The organism is Streptomyces sp. NPDC001108 (genome assembly GCF_053598535.1).
In genome coordinates, this window is the sequence record NZ_JBSFKL010000018.1 from 47,821 (window position 1) to 65,762 (window position 17,942).

At 71.7% G+C, this 17,942-nt stretch carries 12 protein-coding genes; 3 read left to right on the top strand and 9 right to left on the bottom strand.

Annotation, left to right across the window (positions count from 1 at the left end; all coding sequences use genetic code 11):
• Positions 1-98: 98 nt before the first annotated feature.
• Together ACWC97_RS29570 and ACWC97_RS29575 are read right to left on the bottom strand one after the other, a co-directional pair.
• Positions 99-872 carry a D-Ala-D-Ala carboxypeptidase family metallohydrolase gene (locus ACWC97_RS29570; RefSeq protein WP_352279114.1) on the bottom strand — a complete coding sequence of 258 codons (774 nt, stop codon included), beginning with the start codon at positions 870-872 and terminating at the stop codon, positions 99-101.
• A 151-nt stretch (positions 873-1,023) separates the two neighbouring features.
• The gene (locus ACWC97_RS29575) at positions 1,024-1,857 is read right to left on the bottom strand and encodes a peptidoglycan-binding domain-containing protein (RefSeq protein WP_450652593.1); all 834 of its coding nucleotides are present in this window, start codon (positions 1,855-1,857) and stop codon (positions 1,024-1,026) included.
• A 485-nt stretch (positions 1,858-2,342) separates the two neighbouring features.
• On the opposite strand from ACWC97_RS29575, the gene ACWC97_RS29580 reads away from it, so the two are divergent.
• From ACWC97_RS29580 to ACWC97_RS29590, 3 genes are read left to right on the top strand one after another with little or no spacing between them, the layout of a single operon-like run.
• A complete protein-coding gene (locus ACWC97_RS29580) occupies positions 2,343-3,476 on the top strand; it encodes a sensor histidine kinase (RefSeq protein WP_450652595.1) in 1,134 nt (377 codons plus the stop codon).
• Entirely contained in the window at positions 3,469-4,566 is a 1,098-nt protein-coding gene (locus ACWC97_RS29585; RefSeq protein ID WP_450652597.1) for a hypothetical protein, read from the top strand. The genes ACWC97_RS29580 and ACWC97_RS29585 overlap by 8 nt, the downstream gene beginning before the upstream one ends.
• The gene (locus ACWC97_RS29590; protein WP_385216014.1) at positions 4,545-5,201 is read left to right on the top strand and encodes a response regulator; all 657 of its coding nucleotides are present in this window, start codon (positions 4,545-4,547) and stop codon (positions 5,199-5,201) included. Before ACWC97_RS29585 ends, ACWC97_RS29590 begins: the two co-directional genes overlap by 22 nt.
• Positions 5,202-5,284: 83 nt before the next feature.
• On the opposite strand, the gene ACWC97_RS29595 is transcribed toward ACWC97_RS29590, so the two are convergent.
• The 7 genes from ACWC97_RS29595 to ACWC97_RS29625 all read right to left on the bottom strand — a co-directional run bounded on the left by ACWC97_RS29595 (position 5,285) and on the right by ACWC97_RS29625 (position 17,938).
• Positions 5,285-6,244 (bottom strand): helix-turn-helix domain-containing protein, encoded by a 960-nt coding sequence (locus ACWC97_RS29595; protein ID WP_352279122.1) that lies wholly within the window; start codon positions 6,242-6,244, stop codon positions 5,285-5,287.
• Between the two features lie 529 nt (positions 6,245-6,773).
• Complete coding sequence (locus ACWC97_RS29600; protein WP_450652599.1) at positions 6,774-11,855, bottom strand: amino acid adenylation domain-containing protein; 5,082 nt, start codon at positions 11,853-11,855, stop codon at positions 6,774-6,776.
• A 52-nt stretch (positions 11,856-11,907) separates the two neighbouring features.
• On the bottom strand, positions 11,908-12,867 hold the full coding sequence (locus ACWC97_RS29605; protein WP_352279125.1) for a quinone oxidoreductase family protein: 960 nt from the start codon (positions 12,865-12,867) through the stop codon (positions 11,908-11,910).
• 69 nt (positions 12,868-12,936) lie between these two features.
• A complete protein-coding gene (locus ACWC97_RS29610) occupies positions 12,937-13,728 on the bottom strand; it encodes a thioesterase II family protein (protein ID WP_392278280.1) in 792 nt (263 codons plus the stop codon).
• Positions 13,703-15,475 (bottom strand): ABC transporter ATP-binding protein/permease, encoded by a 1,773-nt coding sequence (locus ACWC97_RS29615; RefSeq protein WP_450652601.1) that lies wholly within the window; start codon positions 15,473-15,475, stop codon positions 13,703-13,705. Before ACWC97_RS29615 ends, ACWC97_RS29610 begins: the two co-directional genes overlap by 26 nt.
• The gene (locus tag ACWC97_RS29620; protein ID WP_450652603.1) at positions 15,468-17,708 is read right to left on the bottom strand and encodes a lantibiotic dehydratase; all 2,241 of its coding nucleotides are present in this window, start codon (positions 17,706-17,708) and stop codon (positions 15,468-15,470) included. Before ACWC97_RS29620 ends, ACWC97_RS29615 begins: the two co-directional genes overlap by 8 nt.
• A complete protein-coding gene (locus ACWC97_RS29625; RefSeq protein WP_352279130.1) occupies positions 17,705-17,938 on the bottom strand; it encodes an MbtH family protein in 234 nt (77 codons plus the stop codon). The genes ACWC97_RS29620 and ACWC97_RS29625 overlap by 4 nt, the downstream gene beginning before the upstream one ends.
• Between the last annotated feature and the right edge of the window lie 4 nt (positions 17,939-17,942).

Below are 17,942 nucleotides of genomic sequence, written 5' to 3' on the forward strand. Positions count from 1 at the left end.
GTGTGGAGGAACGCGCGGCACGCCGGACGAGTTGGTGACGCCGAAGGGCCGACGGGCACTTCCCGAAGGGGACCGGCCGGCTCTGGGGGCCTGGTGGGTCAGAGGCCGCAGGTGGGGGCCGACCAGTACCGGCCGGTGCCGCCCGCGACGTGGACGTGGTCGTCGTGGCCCGGGTAGCCCGGTCCCAGGATCTGGGTGAAGCCGTGCTCGCGGGCCTCGAAGGCCAGGGCGCAGAAGCCCTGGGACCCGGCGCTCATGTCGGCTGCGAGGCCGTACATGTGGAGGCTGTCGGGGTCTCCGCCGACGGCGTCGTTGCAGGCGTGGTCGCGGAAGCCGTCGTTGATGCCGATGGGCCGGTCGCCCATCGCGTGCCGCAGGGCCTGCAGTTTCCACATGGTGACCAGGACGTTGGTCCGGACCGTGGCGGCGTCGACCTGGCCGCCGGACCAGTCGGTGCCGCACTGGTTGAGTTCCGACCAGTCGAAGTTGGCCGGGGAGCAGTCGCCCTTCTGGAGGTCGTAGATCGTGCCGAAGGTGATCGGACCGGCGATGCCGTCGGCCTCCAGCCCGTACGCCGCTTGGAAGCGCTGCACCGCGACCCTGGTGGCGGGGCCGAACTCGCCGTCGATGGCGAGTTCGCCGCCGTACCCGGGGTATCCGGCAACCCTGATCTGGAGCTGCCGTACGTCCTCGCCGGATGTTCCCTCGCTCAGGGACCGGCCCCAGGTGAAGCAGCCGGCGGCGGATCCGAGGCCGGTGGCTGCCGAGGCGGGCGCGGGGGACGGTGCGGTGGCCGCGGACGCGGGTGCGGCGAAGAGCAGGCTGACGCCGGTCAGGGCGGACGCGAGCAACAGGGAGGGACGCGATGTCATGTGGGGGCCTCTGTTCGGAGGAAGACATGGACGGATGGGACGGTCAGGGGGGCGGCCTCGCGAATCGGACCATCCGCTATCAAGGTCCGGTCGGGAAGGGACATGGCGGGAGGTCGGCTGCACCGGGTGTGACGGAGGGGTCGCCGGGACTTCAGAGGTGCGATGCGCGCTCGATCAACTCGCGGGCGGTGCCTTCCACCGCGTCGTACCGGTCCGGGTAGGCCGAGACCTGCACGGCCTGCGCCACCTGCCCCGCGGACAGGTCCGGGTTGTCCGCCGCCACCCGGATGGCGCGGGTGAAGAACGAGTTCGACGCGTACGACACGTCCATGATCTGGTCCGGCGTGCCCCAGCCCTGCGACGGACGCTGCTGGAACACTCCGAGCGAGTCCCGGTCACCGCAGTCCAGGTTGTTCATGTGGGACTCGACCACGCCCGCCTCGAACCCGGCGAGCATCACCCGGTCGCTGACGCCGAGTCCGACGCCGGTGCGGTGGACGACCCTGAGCACCTCGGGATCGGGGTCGTCGGGAACCGTGCAGCCCCCGCCGCCACCGCCGCCGCCCTGGCCGACGAGGTTCTGCCAGGTCTCGGGGCCGATGACACCGTCCACGGACAGGCCCTTGTCTCTCTGGAACGAGGTGACCGCGGAGGCGGTGGCCGGACCGAACTGACCGTCCACGGCCAGTCCGTAGCCGTACTTGTTCAAAGCGGTCTGCGCCGCCGCGACCGCCTCGCTCCTGCTGCCCTCCCGGACCGTGACGATCAGCCCCGGCCAGGTCTCGGCCCCGATGACACCGTCCGCGGCGTATCCCTTGGACTCCTGGAAGGCGACCACCGTGTTCTCGGTCGCCGGGCCGAAATCACCGTCGGCCGCGAGGCCGTAACCGTGACCACGCAACAGGTACTGGGCGGTGGCGACGTTCGCACCGGTCGTGCCCTTGCCGAGGGCGGGCCAGGCTGGAGCGGCGGTGGCCGAGGGCACGACTCCGAGTGAGACCACCAGAGCCGCGCACACCGCGGTGATCGCGACCCACGCGCGTCCGATTCTTGTTTCCGATATCAACCCGACTCCTACGCCGAGGAATAGTGCGGGCCGAAAAGTAGCAACGGCCGGGCCCGGTCGGCATCGGGTGTTCGACCGACGTACGGAACACGACATGTCCGCCGTGTCGCTCCTTCCCGGCGGCGGTCGGGTTTCACCCGGCGCCTACACTTCCGCCCCCGCCCCTGAGCGGTCGGCGGGCACGCACGCCCGACCCCGGGGAGCGGTCGTGCGGCTTCGGTATAGTCCCGCGTCGTCGGGGCTCCTCCTCGACGGACGAGGTGGCCGGACCAAGAGGAGGACGGTGAACCGATGTCCGTCTTGTCACCCCTCGATGTCGCACCGGCTGTTCGAGGGCTCTGTCCACTCGCCCGCGCGGACGGCGGCACGAACGCCCCCGCCCCCGGACCGGCCCGGTGAGCGGCATGCCGCCGCTCCCGCCGCACGGCAGCGTCGAGGCTCGATTCCTGGCGTCCGCCCGGCGGCTGGTCCCTCCCGTGCGCGGGATCGCCTTGGTCGTCATCAGCGTCTTCGGCCTGCTCGCCGTACCCGACGAGTCCCTGCCGCTGGGGTTCGCCCTGTTCGGGTTGGTACTCATGGGGGCGGGGGTGGACTGCTGGGCGGGGTTCACGGGGCGCGGCGCGATGCTGTCCCTGGGGTTCGCGGTGCTGAGGGTGGCGGCGGTCTGCGGCACCCAGGAGTGGACCGGGGGGCCGCTGAACCTGTGGGCGCTGAACATGCTGACCACAACGGCGATCACGCTCCAGTTGGAGTGGTCCCCGGCGGTCGCCGTACCCGTCACCTCCGGGCTGCTCGCGGTTGACCTGGTCACGGTCGACCTGGCCTCGGCGGGAACCGGTGCCCTGGGCACGCTGCTGCCGCGCCTGGTGTTCGAGTGCCTGCTGGCGCGGCTGGGATTCGTGCTGCTCCGCCGATCGGCCGGGCGAGTCGACGCTCTGCGGGAACGCCGATCGGCGCTGGCACGTGCCGAGGCGGCCTCGCTGGCCCGGCACCGGGAGGAACGCGAGTACCTCGCGCTGCTGCACGACACGGCGGCGTCGACCTTCCTCATGGTGACGGTGCAGGCGAAGGAGATGGACCCGGCGCAGGTCGCCGAGTACGCCCGGCACGACCTCGCGGTGCTCACCGGTACCGCGGGAGGGGCGACCGCACAGGACAGCACCGTGGACCTGACGGCCGCGTTGCACACCGTCGTCGACCGCGGCCGACTGGCCGTCGACGTCCGCGCGGAGGGGACCCCGCTGGTTCCGGCCTCGGTGGCGCTCGCCTTCGTGCGTGCGGTGCGCGAGGCACTGGTGAACGTCGAGCGGCATGCCGAGGTCGGCACCGCCGTGCTGAGCGTGCGCGAGGAAGGCGGCCGGGTCGTCGTCGCGGTGGCCGACCACGGGGTTGGGTTCGACCCGGACGGGGTGCCACGCTCCCGGCGCGGTATCCGGAGCTCGGTGGTCGAGCGCATGGTCGCCGTCGGCGGCAACGCCACGATCACCTCGCGTCCCGGTGCGGGGACCACCGTGGGATTGGCATGGTCCGGTGAGTGAGCGACGCGCGGCGGGTGACCACGTCTACGCGACGACGCGGATCATCCTGGTCTGTGCCACCGGCATTCTCCAGTTCGGCCTGTCCCTGCACCCCCTGCTCACAGAGGAGTACCGGCACCGGTGGCTCGCCATGGCCGCTTTCATCGCCCTGGCCTGCGTCACCGCCGTCTGCTGCGGGTGGGTGCTGCGGCGGAAGCCGTTGCCCGTCGCCCTCGTCGCCGCCGGCACGGCGGTGGTACTCGCGGCGTCGTTCGGGGCCTTTTCCGCGCTCGCTCCGGACCAGCGGTTCCAGGCGTCCGACTGGTCGTTCGGCCTGGTGGGTTGGCATCTGCTGTTGCTGTTGCTGGACCGGGTCCGGGTGCTGATCACGGTTCTGGCCGCGCATCTGGTGACCAGCATGGGACTGTTCCTCTCGGCAGGCGTTCCGGACCGCGCCACGCTGGGCGCGGCCGGTGCCGCCGCGTTCGGCGCGGTCAACGTCCAGCTGGCGGTCGTCGTGATCACGCAGGTGCTGCGCCGGCAGACCCACGAGGCGATGGCGGTGGCCGAGCAGAAGGACCGGCTGGAGATCCGGGTACTGACGGCGCAGCGGTGGGAGCAGGGCCAACGGATCGCATTCGCCGACCAGTTGGGGTCGACCCTGTCGCTTCTCGCGGGCCTGGCCGACGGCGAACTGGACCCGCGCGACAGTGACACCCAACGGCGTTGCGCGCTTGCCGCGACGCAGTTGCGGAGGCTGTTCGCCGAGAACGACGACGTTCCCGACCCGTTGGTGCACGAGGTCGGCGCGTGCGTCGACGCGGCGGAGCGACGGGGTGTGGACGTGTCGTTCGCGATCAGCGGCGCCGCTGTTCCGGTGCCCTCGCAGGTGCGTCACGAGCTGACCGGGCCGGTGGTCACGGCATTGTCGGCGGCACGGATTCGTGCCAGGGTGAGCATGCTGCGTACCGATGACGAGGTACGCATCGCGGTGGTGGCCGACGCCGGCGCCGAGCTGGTCGTCGAATCCACCGGCCGGGTCGGGGTCGAGTGCGATGTCTACGGTGAGTACGTGCGGCTGGAGGCAAGATGGCGCAAGCAACGGAGCTGAGCGCCGTCATCGTCGACGACCACCCCGCAGTGCGTGCCGGGGTCGCCCAATGGCTGGTCACCGGCACCCCACCGATCCAGGTCGCGGCGTCGGGTGACGATGTCCGGGTCGCGTGGACCGGTGAGGGCGCCGCCGCCGACGTGGTGATCCTGGACCTGCACCTGGGCGGGCCGACACCGGCCATGAGCGAGCTGCGCAGGCTGGCCGAGGCGGGGCGAAGGGTCGTCGTCTACTCGATGCGCGCGGACGACGAGATCGCCCTGCAGTGCCTGGAGTTGGGGGCCTTGAGCTACCTGACGAAGGCCGAGGGTGCCGAACATCTCCTCGAAGCCTCCGTCGCCGCGGCATCGGGCCGCGCGTACACCCCGCCGTCGCTGGCGGGAGCGCTGGCGGGTGACCGCTCCGCCAACCGGCCGACGCTCTCGGCGCGCGAGACCGAGGTGCTGGTCGAGTGGTTCCAGTCCGAGTCCAAGGACTTCGTGGGCCAACGCCTCGGTATCTCGCCGCGCACGGTCAACACCCACCTCGAACACATCCGGGTCAAGTACGCGATGATCGGCAGGGAGGCGCCCACCAAGGCCGCACTCCTCGCGCGGGCGATCCAGGACGGACTGGTCCAGGTCGACGACCTGTGACCCGCGCCCTCCCCTCCCCTCGCTCCGAAGCGACCGGGCCGTAGCCCGGGCCCCGGCCGCAGCTCAGGCCCCCGGCCACCGCCTCAGATCAGCCCGGCCCGCATGGCGCGTGCGCCGGCCTGGAATCTGCTGCGGGCGTCCAGTGCGGCCATCGCCGCCGCCACGTCGTTGCGCACGGTACGGACGCTGCAGCCCAGCCGACGGGCGATGGCGTCGTCGGTCAGGCCGTCGGCCAGGAGACGGAGCACCATTTGCATACGGGGCTGCGCGGCGCCCGTACCGGGCGTCCGTCTGAGTCGTCTCACCTCCGCGCCGCGCCCCCAGAGCCGCTCCGCGAGGGAGCACAGGGACTCCAGCTCCGCACCGGAGCGCACCATACGGGGTGTCCGGGAATCGTCGATCACCACGGCGGCCGCGCCGTCCATGATCATGGCGCAAACCGGCACCACGTCGGCCATGCGGGGCGGGACGTCCTGCTGGGCCAGCCACAGCGCGTGATCCATGGCGCCGTCGACGTCGAAGACCGAGGATGCCCAGACGGCCCGCAGGCGTATGCCTCGCCGCAGCCCCAGGTCCACGCTGGGGCGGGAGAAGGCGAATCCGCCGTCGACGTAGCCGGGGACCAGGAAGGTCACGTCCTCCTCGGCCTTGGCGACCATCCGTTCGACCACGCTGGAAGCATCCGTCCGATGGCCGCCGCGGCCGCGGGCAACGCCTTCGTCCCGCTCGGCCGCCAGTTCGTGGAGGGCGATGAACCGGTCGACCTCCACCGGGTTGAGCCCCAGATTCCGCCCCTCGCACATCGCTCGTGCCAGCAGGGCCGGCAAGGCGACGCACGGCTCGACCGCGCGGAAGGAGGTGGGGTCGTCCGCCGAGACGCCGACGAGGCCGTCGCCGCTCAGTGCCTGCAGCGCCTGTGCGACCTCGCCCACCGGACACTTCACGGCCCGGGCCAGTTCCTGCGTCCGCCAATGGGTCCGCTGGAGCAGCTTCCGGTAGAGAAGCTCCGCACGTGCTTCGAGACCGGTTACGGAAAGCGCCACTTCAACCTCTCGAAAAATGTCTTCGCAAGGGCTCGTCATGCCGCTCACGGATGGGGGGCAGAAAGGGCCCGGACGGTTTGGAGTACTCGGACCGCCGTCCGACGAATCGATGCCGCGGGACGGGCGGGCCCGGCCGCCCCGCTCGCGCGGTGGCCGAGAGGAGGGCGCCTACCGGTCCCGGGGAATGCCGAACTCAGTGCGCGGCTGGAACCGCGGGGCGATGCCTCAGTAGCGTCCCGGCCAGCACACACGCCCGTCGGTACGACACGTCACTTCGTCCCATGATGTACCTCTATATCGCGCAATAGCTGAATTCCGAGACATCACACACGGTCACGGAGTCGGATTAGATTAACCAGCCAAATCCAGCCGGGCGCGCCGCCAGGACACGGCCATGTCAACCTTGTGACCCTCTCGTCACAACGGCGACCGACTCATCACAACGACGTGGAAAAGCCTCGCCGACCGGAGCATGCGGAACTCCGTCGGCGAGGCATCCGAACTGCGGTGAACGCTTCTTGGCGAGGTGTCAGGCGCGCCCGCCCCGGCGTCCGAGCCGCTGAGCACGGGCCGCCGTGTGGTCACGGCGGCGTGCGCGGGGCGGTGCGGTCCCCGCGGGGGCGGGTGCCGACGCCTGTCGCAGATGGCGGGCGAGCGCCCCCGTGCTGGCGTGCTTGAACAGCGACACGAGTGTGATGTCCCGTCCCAGCCGTTCGCGCAGTGCCACCTGCACCTGCACCATCAGGCGTGATGTACCGCCGAGGTCGAAGAAGTTGTCGTCCGGCGCGATGTCGTCCACGTCCAGCACGGTCCGCCAGATGCCCCGGACGATCTCCTCCACTTCCCCTCCCGACGCCTGCTGTCCGGGCTCCACGTCCGGTGCCGGCTCCGGGAGTGCCCGCGTGTCGATCTTGCCGTTGGGTGTCAGGGGCATGCTGCTGATCTCCATCACCTCGGAGGGGGTCATGTACTCGGGCAGGCGGGCCGCGAGATCCGCGCGCAGTCGACCCGGCTCGGACGCCCGGCCGCCGGCCGTCACCACGTACGTGGTCAGCCGGATGTCACCCTCCGCGTGCTGCCTCGCGACCGTCACCGCGTCGTTCACGCCGGGAAGCCGTCGGCAGACGGCGTCGATCTCGGCCGGGTCCACCCGGAATCCCCGGATCTTCACCTGGGCGTCGGTACGGCCGAGGATCTCGACGGTGCCGTCGGGCAGGTAGCGGCCCCGGTCGCCGGTGGCGTATCTGCGTACCCCCGGCGTGCGGTCGTGGTGGAATCCCCCACTGCCGGAGGAGTACGCGCCCGAGGAGTCCAGATAGCCCTCGGCGAGGTACGCCGTGCGGATCACGATCTCTCCGACCTCACCGACCCCGGCCAACTGCCCGGAGCCGTTGAGGACGAGGATCTGTACGTCCGCGATGCCCCTGCCCACGGGCACCGGGCGGGCCGCGTCCGCGCCGTGGTCCGCGGCCCCCGGATCGACGACGTGGAACGCCATCGCCTGCGGGGTCTCGGTCGCCCCGTAGAAGTTGACGTGCCGGGCCGACGGCGCGACCGCCGCGAGCGCGGCCACATCGCCCTGCCGCAGGACGTCACCGCCGTAGCAGATCAGGCGTACGTCCGGCAGCCGCGTCCCGGTCTCCCCCGCGGCGATCGCCAGCAGACGGGCGAGAGGCGGGGTGAGGTGGAGGACCGTGATCCGGCGCTCCGCCAGCCAGTGCAGGAGCGACAGCGGGTTCCCGATCAGCTCGGTGCCGGGTACGTGGAGTTCGCCTCCCGCCCACAGCGGGGCGAAGACGTCACGCAGCAGCGGGTCGTGGCCGAGTCCGGCCAGCAGCGCGAAGCGGCTGTCCGGGCCGAGGCCGAAGGCCGGGACGTACCAGTCGAGGAAGTGGGCCAGGGGGGCCGGTCCGCCGAGGACCCCGCGCGGCAACGGCCCGGTCGATCCCGAGGTGAACATGATGTAGGCCGGGCGCTCCGGGCCGGGGGCCGACGGCGCGGGTGTCCGCGACGGCTCGGGCGTCGCCGCGTCGGGGGCGCCGAGCAGCCGCCCGGCATCGGCCACCCGCACCCCGGAACCCGTGATCGCCTCCGGCGGCGCACCGGCTTCCTCGAAGCGGATCAGCAGGGCCGGCGCCGCGGCCGCCAACTGGGCCCGCAGCCGGGCGGGCGGGTGGGCCGGGTCGAGCAGGACGAATGCCGCGCCGCGTTCCAGGATGCCGACCAGCAGCGGCACCAGAGCCGCCGTCCGGGCCGCGTGGAGCGCGACGACGTCCCCGGCGCGCACCCCGAGTGCGGCCAGTTCGCGGGTGGCCCGGGAGGCGAGCGCGGCCAGGTGCCCGCCCGCGAGTCCCGGCCCGGTCCCGGACGCGTCGTACACGGCCGCCGTCGCCATCCCCCTGCGCACCCCGGCGGTGAGCGCGGGCGGCGAAGCACCCTCCAGCGCCGCCCCGGTGTCCGGCAGGATCGCGCGATGCGCGTCGGTCACCAGGGAGATCCCGCCGATCCGCACCCCGGGATCGGCGGTCACGGCCGCGATGACATGGGCGAGCTGGTCCAGGATCACCCGGGCCCGGGCGTCACCGAACAGCCCCCGGTCGTAGGAGAGGTCCAGCCGGATCCGGTCCTCGTGGTCGGTCACGTACAGGCCGAGGTCGAAGAGTGCCGCGTGCGCGGGCAGTTCGATCATCCCGGTGTCCAGGCCCGGCATGCGCGGGGGCCGGTCCGGGCCGCCCAGCAGGTTGAACCAGGTCTGGAAGAGCGGGTTGCGGCCCACGGATCCGGCGGCCGACACACCCGCGACCACGTCCTCGAAGGGAATGTCCTGGTGGGTGTGGGCCGCGAGCACCTCGTCGCGCACCCGGCCGAGCACCTCGGTGAACGTCGGTGTGCCGGTGAGGTCCGTGCGCAGGGCGACCGTGTTGACGAAGAAGCCGATGAGGTCCTGCACCTCTTCGCGGTCGCGTCCCGCCATCGGGGTGCCGACCGTGATGTCGTGTTCGCCGGTCAGCCGCGACAGAAGGACGGTGAAGCAGCCGAGCAGGGTGACGAAGAGGGTCACCGCGTGCTGCTGCCCGCAGGACCGTACGGCACCGGTGAGCGCCGCATCGAGCCACCGTGTGACCCGCCCGGCCACGCCGCGTCCGCCCGCGTCCCGCCCCGGCCGGTCCGCGAGGCCGTCCAGCGCGGGCGGCAGCGTACCGAAGCGGCGCTTCCAGTGGTCCAGTTGGGGAGTGAGCCCGCCGGAACGGTGCCGATGGTCCTGCCAGGCCGCGATGTCTCCGTACGACAGCTCGAAGGCGGGCGGACCGGCTGTCGCGCCGCGCAGCGCCGCCGCGTACTCCTGGCCCAGGCCGGTCAGGAACAGCTCGGCCGACCAGCCGTCGAACACGATGTGGTGGACCGTCACCAGCACCTGATACCGCTGCCGGCCGAGTCGCAGCAGGTGCGCCCGGACGAGTGGTCCGGCCGTCAGGTCGAACGGTTCGCGTACGCGGTCCGCCAGCACGTCGAGTGCCCGGTGCTCGGCATCACGGTCGCCGCGCAGGTCGGTGACGGTGATGCCGAGCTCGAAGCCGGGCAGGACCTCCTGCATCGCCTCGCCGTCGACCACGACCAGTCGGGTCCGCAGGGGTGCGTGCCGGGCCACGATCCGGTTGAGCGCCGTGGTGAGCGCCGACCGGTCGAGCGGTCCCTCGACACGGAAGGCGATGGGGATGTTGTACGTGGCGTCGGGGCCGGTGATCAGGTTCAGCAGCCAGAGCCGGCGCTGGGCCGGGGACAGCGGGTACCGCCCGTCGGGGGCGGAGTGCCGCGTGGGCGGTTGGCGCTCGGGCAGCAACCGGCTGGTGTGCGCGGCGAGTTCGCGCACGGTGGGGTGGGTCAGTACGGCGCTGGGCCGGATGTCGACGTGGAACTCCGCGCGGATCCGTGCGCAGACGCGTGCCGACTGGAGGGAGTCGCCGCCGAACATGAAGAAATCGTCCAGGGCGCCCACGCGGGGAAGCCGCAGCGTCTCCTGCCAGATCCCGGCGATCCGGATCTCTGTGCTCCCCTTGGGTTCCTCGTAGGTCTCCTCGTCGCCCCGCGCGGGGGCGGGCAGGCGGTGCCGGTCGACCTTGCCGTTGGTGTTGAGGGGCAGCGATTCCAGGACCGTGACGGTGGCGGGCACCATGGTCGCGGGCAGGGCGCGCGTCGCGTGCTCGTGCACCTGGGCGGGGGTCACCGGCGCGGGGCCTGCCGGGGTGACGTAGGCGTGGAGGCGTACGCGTCCGGCCTCGTGGGCGGTCACCGCGACGGCCTGGCCGACACCGGGGTGTGCGCGCAGGACGGTCTCGACCTCGGCCGGCTGGACGCGCACACCGTTGATCTTGACCTCGTCGTCGATGCGGCCCAGGTGCTGGACGGCCCGGTCGGGCAGCAGACGGGCCCTGTCCCCCGTGCGGTAGACGCGTCGGCCGCCGGGAGCAGGCAGGAAGCGCAGGGCGGTCAGGGCGGGCTTGCCCCGGTAGCCACGGGCGAGTCCGGCGCCGGTGACGTACAGCTCGCCCTCCGCCCCGTCCTCGATCTCGCGGAGCTCACGGTCGCGGACCGCGACCCGGGTGCCGGGGAAGGCGTGTCCGATGGGCAGCGTTGCCGTCTCAGGCGGTGGACCGGGGAAGGTTTCGTAACAGGTGCTGTCCACGCTCGACTCGGTGACGCCGTAGGAGCAGAAGACCCGCGTCCCCGGCCCGACGAGGGCACGCAGCCGCCGGTAGTCGCGGGGCGGCCAGCCCTCCCCGCCCACCGTGATCAGCCGCATGCCGGCCAGCCGTCCGCCGGTGGCCTCCAGATGGTCCATCAGCAGCCGCAGGAGCGCGGGGGTGATGTCCATCATGTGCACGTCGTGCCGGGTGATGAGCCGGTGCAGGTTCTCCGGCCGCAGCAGGTCCTCCTTGCCGCACAGGACCAGCGTGCCGCCGGAGAGCAGCGCCCGGGCGAAGTCACCGGTCGACACGTCGAACGAGAAGCCCGCTACCTGGAGGTGGCTGCGGACGCCGTCCCGGAGCCCGTAGACCTCCTCCCAGCCCAGGTAGGAGGTGACGAGCCCGCGGTGGGCGACCTCGACGCCCTTGGGCCGTCCGGTCGATCCCGAGGTGTAGATGGTGTAGGCGAGGTTGTCGGGCCGTACGGCCGCCACCGGGACCGGACCGGCCGCGGCCTCGGCGGGGCCGTCGACCAGGACCACCCGGGCTCGGTGCTCCGGAAGCCCGGCCGACAGCCGTGCCGAGGTCACGATCACCGCCGGATCGCAGTCCTCGATGATGTGCGCGAGGCGTTGCCGGGGCTGCGCGGGATCGAGGGGTACGTACGCCCCGCCGGTCTTCCACGCGGCCAGGACCGCCGTCACCGCCTCCGGCGTCCGCTCCAGATGGACGCCGACGACGGCCTCGGGGCCGGCACCGGTCGCGCGCAGCACGGCCGCGAGGCGGTTCGCGGCCGTGTCCAGCTCGCCGTAACCGATGGTCCGGTCCTGATGGATGAGAGCGGGCGCCCCGGGGTTCTCCCGGACCCGTGCCTCGAATCGGCGGTGGATCAGGAAGCTGGCGGAATCCTCGTCTGACGTAAACATGCCGGCCTTCGCGCTCGCGGAGTGGTTCAGAGGGGGGACGACGAGGCGGGTGTCAGTTCCCCGTCGTGTCGAGGACGACCTTGCCCGTGGTGGAGCGGTCGGCCAGCAGACCGAACGCCCGTGCCGCGTCCTCCAGGGCGTACGTCCCCCCGACGACGGGCTTCAGCTGACCGTTCTTGACCATGCCGAACAGCCCGTTGAGGGTGTCGGCCAGGGAGCGGCGGTTGGTGCGCATCAGGTCACCGGCCCAGAAGCCGACCACCGAGCGGGACGCGCCGATCAGCGACTCCAGCCGTACGGGGGTCGACGGCCGGTCCGAGGCCGATCCGAACACCACCATCCGGCCGTGGGTGCCCAGGGCGGCGAGTCCCTGGTCCAGGGTGTGGCCGCCCGCCATCTCCAGGACGACGTCCAGCGGACGACCGCGGTTGGCCTCCAGAAGGGCCGCGGTCATGTCGTCCGAGTTCGAGTCGACGACGGCGTCGGCACCGATGGACAGGGCGAGTTCACGCTTGTCGGGGGTCGACGCCGTTCCGATCACCCGGGAGGCGCCCCATGCCTTGGCCAGCTGCACCGCGAGCGAGCCGACCCCGCCGGCCGCGGCGTGGACAACGATCGACTGGCCGCGGACGGCGCGGGCGCAGGTGCGCAGCAGGTGCCAGGCGGTGAAGCCCTGGAGGCCGAGGGCGAGTGCCTCCTCGCCGGTGACGAAGTCCGGTACGGGGATGAGGGATTCGGCCGGCACGACGGCGCGCTGGGCGTGTCCGCCGGAGGCGATGATGCCGAGCACCCGACGGCCCGCGGGGTCCTTGCCGAAGACCTCGGTGCCCGGAGTGAACGGCAGCTCGTTCGTCTTGAGGTACGTCCCCGCGATCTGGTGCAGTTCGGCGAAGTTGAGTCCGGAGCGCTCCACGTCGACGAGCACCAGGCCCTCAACGGCCTGCGGTTCGGGAACGTCCGTGACGTCGATGGTCTCTGGACCGCCGAACTCCTTGATGACGATGGCCCGCATCGCTGCTCCTTGCTCGAAAGTGTCTGTGCTTGAAGGGGGTGTGTGCCGGGACGTGGTACGGCGCGGCGGTCAGGCGTCCGGCCCGGTGGCCAGTGCGCGGATGATTCCGGCGACCTCCGCGGCATGCTCGCGGATGAAGAAGTGCCCGCCGTCGAAGGGCTTCGGGTCGACCGGCCGGTCGCTGTACGAGGGCCAGCCGGCGACCCGGTACGCGCTGACGGACTGGTCGTCCTTGCCGTACAGCACGGTGAGGGGGGCGGGCAGCGGGGCCGGGCGGGGCCGGACCCACGTCTCGATGATCTCGAAGTCCGCCCGGATCACCGGCAGGACGAGGGCGAGCAGATCCGGGTTGTCCAGGACCTCGCGGGGTGTTCCGTCGTACCGGTGGAGCCGGGCCGTGAGCCGTTCGTCGTCGAGTACGTGGATCAGGTCCTTCAGGTCCCTGCGGTCGGGTGAGCCCGCGCCCGAGACGAGGATGTGGGCGGGGGGCGCGAAGCCCTGGCGGGCCAGTTCGAGGCTGAGGGCCACCGCGACCGAGGCTCCCATGCTGTGGCCCCAGAAGACGACGCGCCGGTCCATGTGCGGGCCGACTTCCGCGACGAGGTCGCGGACCAGATGGGTCATCCGGCGGTAGGGGCGTTCCTGGAAGCGGCGTTCCCGGCCCGGCAGGTGGACGGGGAGTACGGCGCAGTCGGCGTCCAGCAGGTCGCGCCACTCGGCGTAGGCCGCGGCGCCGCCGCCCGCGTACGGGAAGGCGATGACCAGCGGGCGCCGGTCGGACGGGTCCGGTATCCGGCGCAGGAGCGTCCCCTGCCGGGCGGGCGGCGCCGCGGGTTCAGAGGAAGCGGGTCTTGAGTTCACGGCGGTATCCCATGACGGCCAGGGTGGCGAAGGCCGCGGTGTAGGCGACCAGGATCAGGAGCGAGGAGAGTCCGAAGCCGGGCTCGATGCCGACGATGCCCCAGCCGATGCGGGCGAAGTGCCAGGTCGGCAGGGCCGGCGCGAGGTTCTCGGCCAGGGTCGGCAGCTGGTTGATCGGGACGAACATCCCGCTGGCGAAGGAGAGCAGCAGATAGATGATGGTGGACACGGGGCCGGCGGCCTTGGGCGACAGGTTGTAGCCGATGGCCAGCCCCATGGCGACGAAGACGATGTTGCCGAGGGTCAGTCCGCCCATCAGTTCCAGCCACTGGAGGGCACTGAGCCGGACGCCCGCCACGAGCGTGGAGAAGATGCCGAGGACAGCGAGTGTGAACAGGGTGAAGACGGCGGCCGGGATGATCCGCGAGCACAGGTAGGCGCTCGGTGACATGGGGGTGGCCCGGATGAGCAGGTCCCATTTGAAGCCGCGTTCGGCCGCGATGCCCACGCCGAAGCCGAACAGGCCGACGCCGATGGCGCCGTAGGCGCTGAAGCCCGCGACGGTGTACGCCATCGCCTCCTGGTCGCCGTGCCTGGCCTGGGAGAGACCGAAGAACGCGAAGAAGAGCGTGGGCAGCAGGCAGGTGGTCAGGATGAACGCCACGTCCCGCTTGAGTTTGAGGAACTCGGCCTTCGTCTGGGCGCGTACGATCCGCGTCCAGGAGGCGGCGTCCAGCCGCTCGGCGCCCCTGTCCCGCTGCGCGGCGGGCCGGCGGTGGGGAGCGGCCGCCGGAGCGGGGGCGGGCAGGCCGGCGGTAGAGGTGCTCAGGACCTCTTCGACGGCCTCTTCCAGGCTGACGCCGCGTACCTCGATGTCGTCCAGGTCCCGTTCGGTGTCGAGCAGGACCCGCAGGACGTCCGCGGTGCGGGCCGTGGTGAGCGTCAGCAGGCCGTCGACGTACTCGATGTCCTCGCCACCGCTGTTCCGTACGGCCTCCACATCAGGGTGGCCGGAGGGGCGCAGCGAGAGGCGGCGGCGGTTGAAGTGGGACTTCATCTCCGCGGACGAGCCCTCGAAGACCGTGCGGCCGGAGGCGAACAGGACGATGCGGTCCGCGAGGGCATCGGCCTCTTCGAGGTAGTGCGTCGTGAGGAGGACGGCGGTGCCCTCGGACGCGACGCGCTGCACGGTGGACCACAGCTGGCGGCGCGAGACGCTGTCGAGCCCCACACTGGGCTCGTCGAGGAAGAGGACGCGGGGCCTTCCGCACAGCGCGAGCCCGAGGTAGACGCGTTGCTGCTGGCCGCCGGAGAGCTCGCCGAAGAAGCGCTCGGCCAGGTCCGTGAGCCCGGCGAGGTCCAGGACTTCCCGGGTCTCCATGGGGGCGGGGTAGTAGGCGCGGAACAGGTCGACCAGTTCGCGTACTTTGAGGCTGCCCGGCAGGCCGGAGTTCTGGAGGACGACGCCGCACTGGGCCCGTACCCGTGAGGAGGTCGGCGAGCCGCCCATCAGTTCCACGACACCGGAGTCGGGCTGCCGCAGACCGAGCAGGCAGTGCAGGCTGGTCGTCTTGCCCGCGCCGTTCGGCCCGAGTACGGCCACGACCTCGCCCGGGAACACCTCCATGCGGCCTTCGACGACGGCCTGGACGTCACCGAACGACTTCGTCAGTCCGGCCATGCGGACGGCGGCCTCGCGGGGGGCGTGGGCTGTCGAGCCGCCCGCTGTCTCAAGGGTCTCAGTCATGGTTCTTCCTGTCTGTGCACACGATCCTGAATTCGACGGGATACCGCTGTCCGTCGTCGTCCCTGAGCCACATTCCGTCCGGGCCCGGGAGCATCTCGGAGAAGGCCAGGCCGCCGTCGGGCACCCGCTCCCGTCCACGACGGATCTTCGACCAGAGCATGTCGGCCATCAAGGGGTTGGCCAGGTCGACGTAGACCGGTTTCACCTCGCCGGCGACCCGGACGAAGACGTTCTGCGGGAGTCCGAGCCGTTCGCGCAGCGTCTGGAAGAAGGTGTGTACGGGCTCCTCCTTCGTGTCCGGGCCGGGCAGGTCCGTGAAAGGGACGCGCCAGGTCTCCCGGCACACCACGACGTCGTCGACGGTGATCCTCGGCTGGTGGTCCCGCGGTTCCAGGAAGCCGAACGACTGCACCGCGGCGCTGCTGAGGTAGTCCCCCAGGACCTGGACGAGATCCTCCTGGAAGGTCCCGTCCGTGGACACCACCCGGAAGCCCTCGCCCGCCGGGACGACCCGCAGCGAGGTGATGGGGATCAGCTCGGCGGAACGGGGGTGGTACGACGGTTCGCCGCCGATGCCGATGTACCGGCACATCGGTGAGAGGTGGGCGCCCGGCGGGGCGGTGCGGGAATTCACGTGCCCGGTGGAGAAGGGGTAGAGCGGGGAGATGGCCCCGGCGATCTCACGGTCGATCCAGCGGCGAATTTCCGGGGCGTTGGGCGCGGTGTCCAGGAAGAGCAGGGCGTTGACGGTGTTGACGCACGAGTGCAGTTCGCCGAGGACCACCCGGAAGCGCCCGGCCCGGATGTCCTCGACGCTGGCCGCGTCGATCATCAGGTCGGGGCTGTGCCAGCCGGCCTCGGTCCAGGCGGGTCCGTCGGCGGGGAACATCTCGTGCACCGCGTCCCGGATCCCGGCGACGGTACGGGTCGTGGGCGAGCCGTCCGCATGCGGTCCGAGGATCTTCGTCCAGCGGGCCCGGAGTTCGGCGCGGGCCGCGTCGACGGGGCGTACGGCGTCGTCCCAGAAGGTGGTGGCCATGGCCGCGAGGAGGCGGGCGAGGGGGTAGCCGTCGTCGGCCGGCCGTCCCTCGTCGTCGGCCATGATCCGCCGGGCCGAGCGGACGTACTCCTCGGCGACCACGTGGGAGAACCATCGGGAGCTGGTCAGTACCAGGTCGAGGACGGGCCCCGCCCTGTCGAGGATCTCGGGCCCCAGCTCCACGTCGAGGTCGGCGACGCAGTCCTCGTAGGCGATGCGCTTGCCGGCGTAGAACTGCCCGGCGCCGTGCTCGGCCCGTTCGCCGGTGACGCGTACGAAGACCTCCTCGGCGGTGGTCAGGGCCTGGGCCAGCTGCGCGGGCTGCCCGGTGTGGTTCTTCAGGGCGGCCACGGCCCGTACGACCTCGTCGAGGTCGCGGAGCGCGGCCGTTCGGCGTGCGACGTCGCTCACCCGCATGAGCTGGCCGCGCAGTTGGCGTTCCGGGCGGCGTGCCTGGTGGATGGCGAAGTCGGTGCTGAGCACGCCCATGGCCCGCAGCCGCCGCACTTCGTCGCGTACCTCGTCGGCGTCCAGGTCCGGGCAGCCGAGCGGGATCTCGTAGGCGGCGCGGGTGCCGTCGCAGGCTTCCAGGACGGTGCGGCGCAGCGGTGTCACGGAGAGCCGGGAGCCGTCCTGGAGGGGGAACACGTCGCTCGCGAGGTCCAGGCTCGGGGCGAGGTGCGGCACCACCCAGGGGTCCAGGCCGTGCCGCAGGCGCAGCGCGCGGGCCAGGGCGCGGACCGCCCACAGCTCCAGGTACACGTCGCGGGACCGGGGGGCCCGGCCCGCGGGTGTGACCCGGGTCGGTCCCGTGCCCCACGTGCCCCACACCGACGGCCCGAAGAAGCCGATGGTGTCGTTCTTGGCGCAGTAGCGGGACACGTAGGCGGCCAGCGAACGGCGCAGGTAGCGCCGTCGCCGCCCGGACAGGTGCGCGCCCTTGCGGACCTGCTCGCCGAGCAGGGGGTTCTGCCAGGCGAGCGCGGACTGGAAGCGGTCGTCTTCGGCCGCCGTGGCCAACTGCCCCAGCGCGGCCTCCTTGGCCGCCTCGAAGGAGTGCGTGCCGGACACGCCTGAGGTGTCGAGCCAGTCGAAGGGCATGCCGGTGGTGCGGACGACGAGGGAGGGCCATACACCCCAGTCGCCGCTGCCGCCCAGCGGGAGGAGATGGGTCTCGTTTCTTGGACCGTTCACCGGACGGCTGCCGTGTCCGTGTCGTCCATGGCCCTGCGCAGGCTGAGCGGGCGCATGTCCGTCCAGACGCGTTCGATCTCGGCGAGGCAGGCGTCGATCTTCCCGGTGAATCCGGTCGGGTGCCATCCGTCGGGTATCTCCCGGCCCGCGGGCCAGATCGAGTGCTGTTCCTCGTGGTTCGCGACCACGTGGTAGGTGATGGTCAGGTCGTCTTCGTCGAAGAGGGGCATGGCA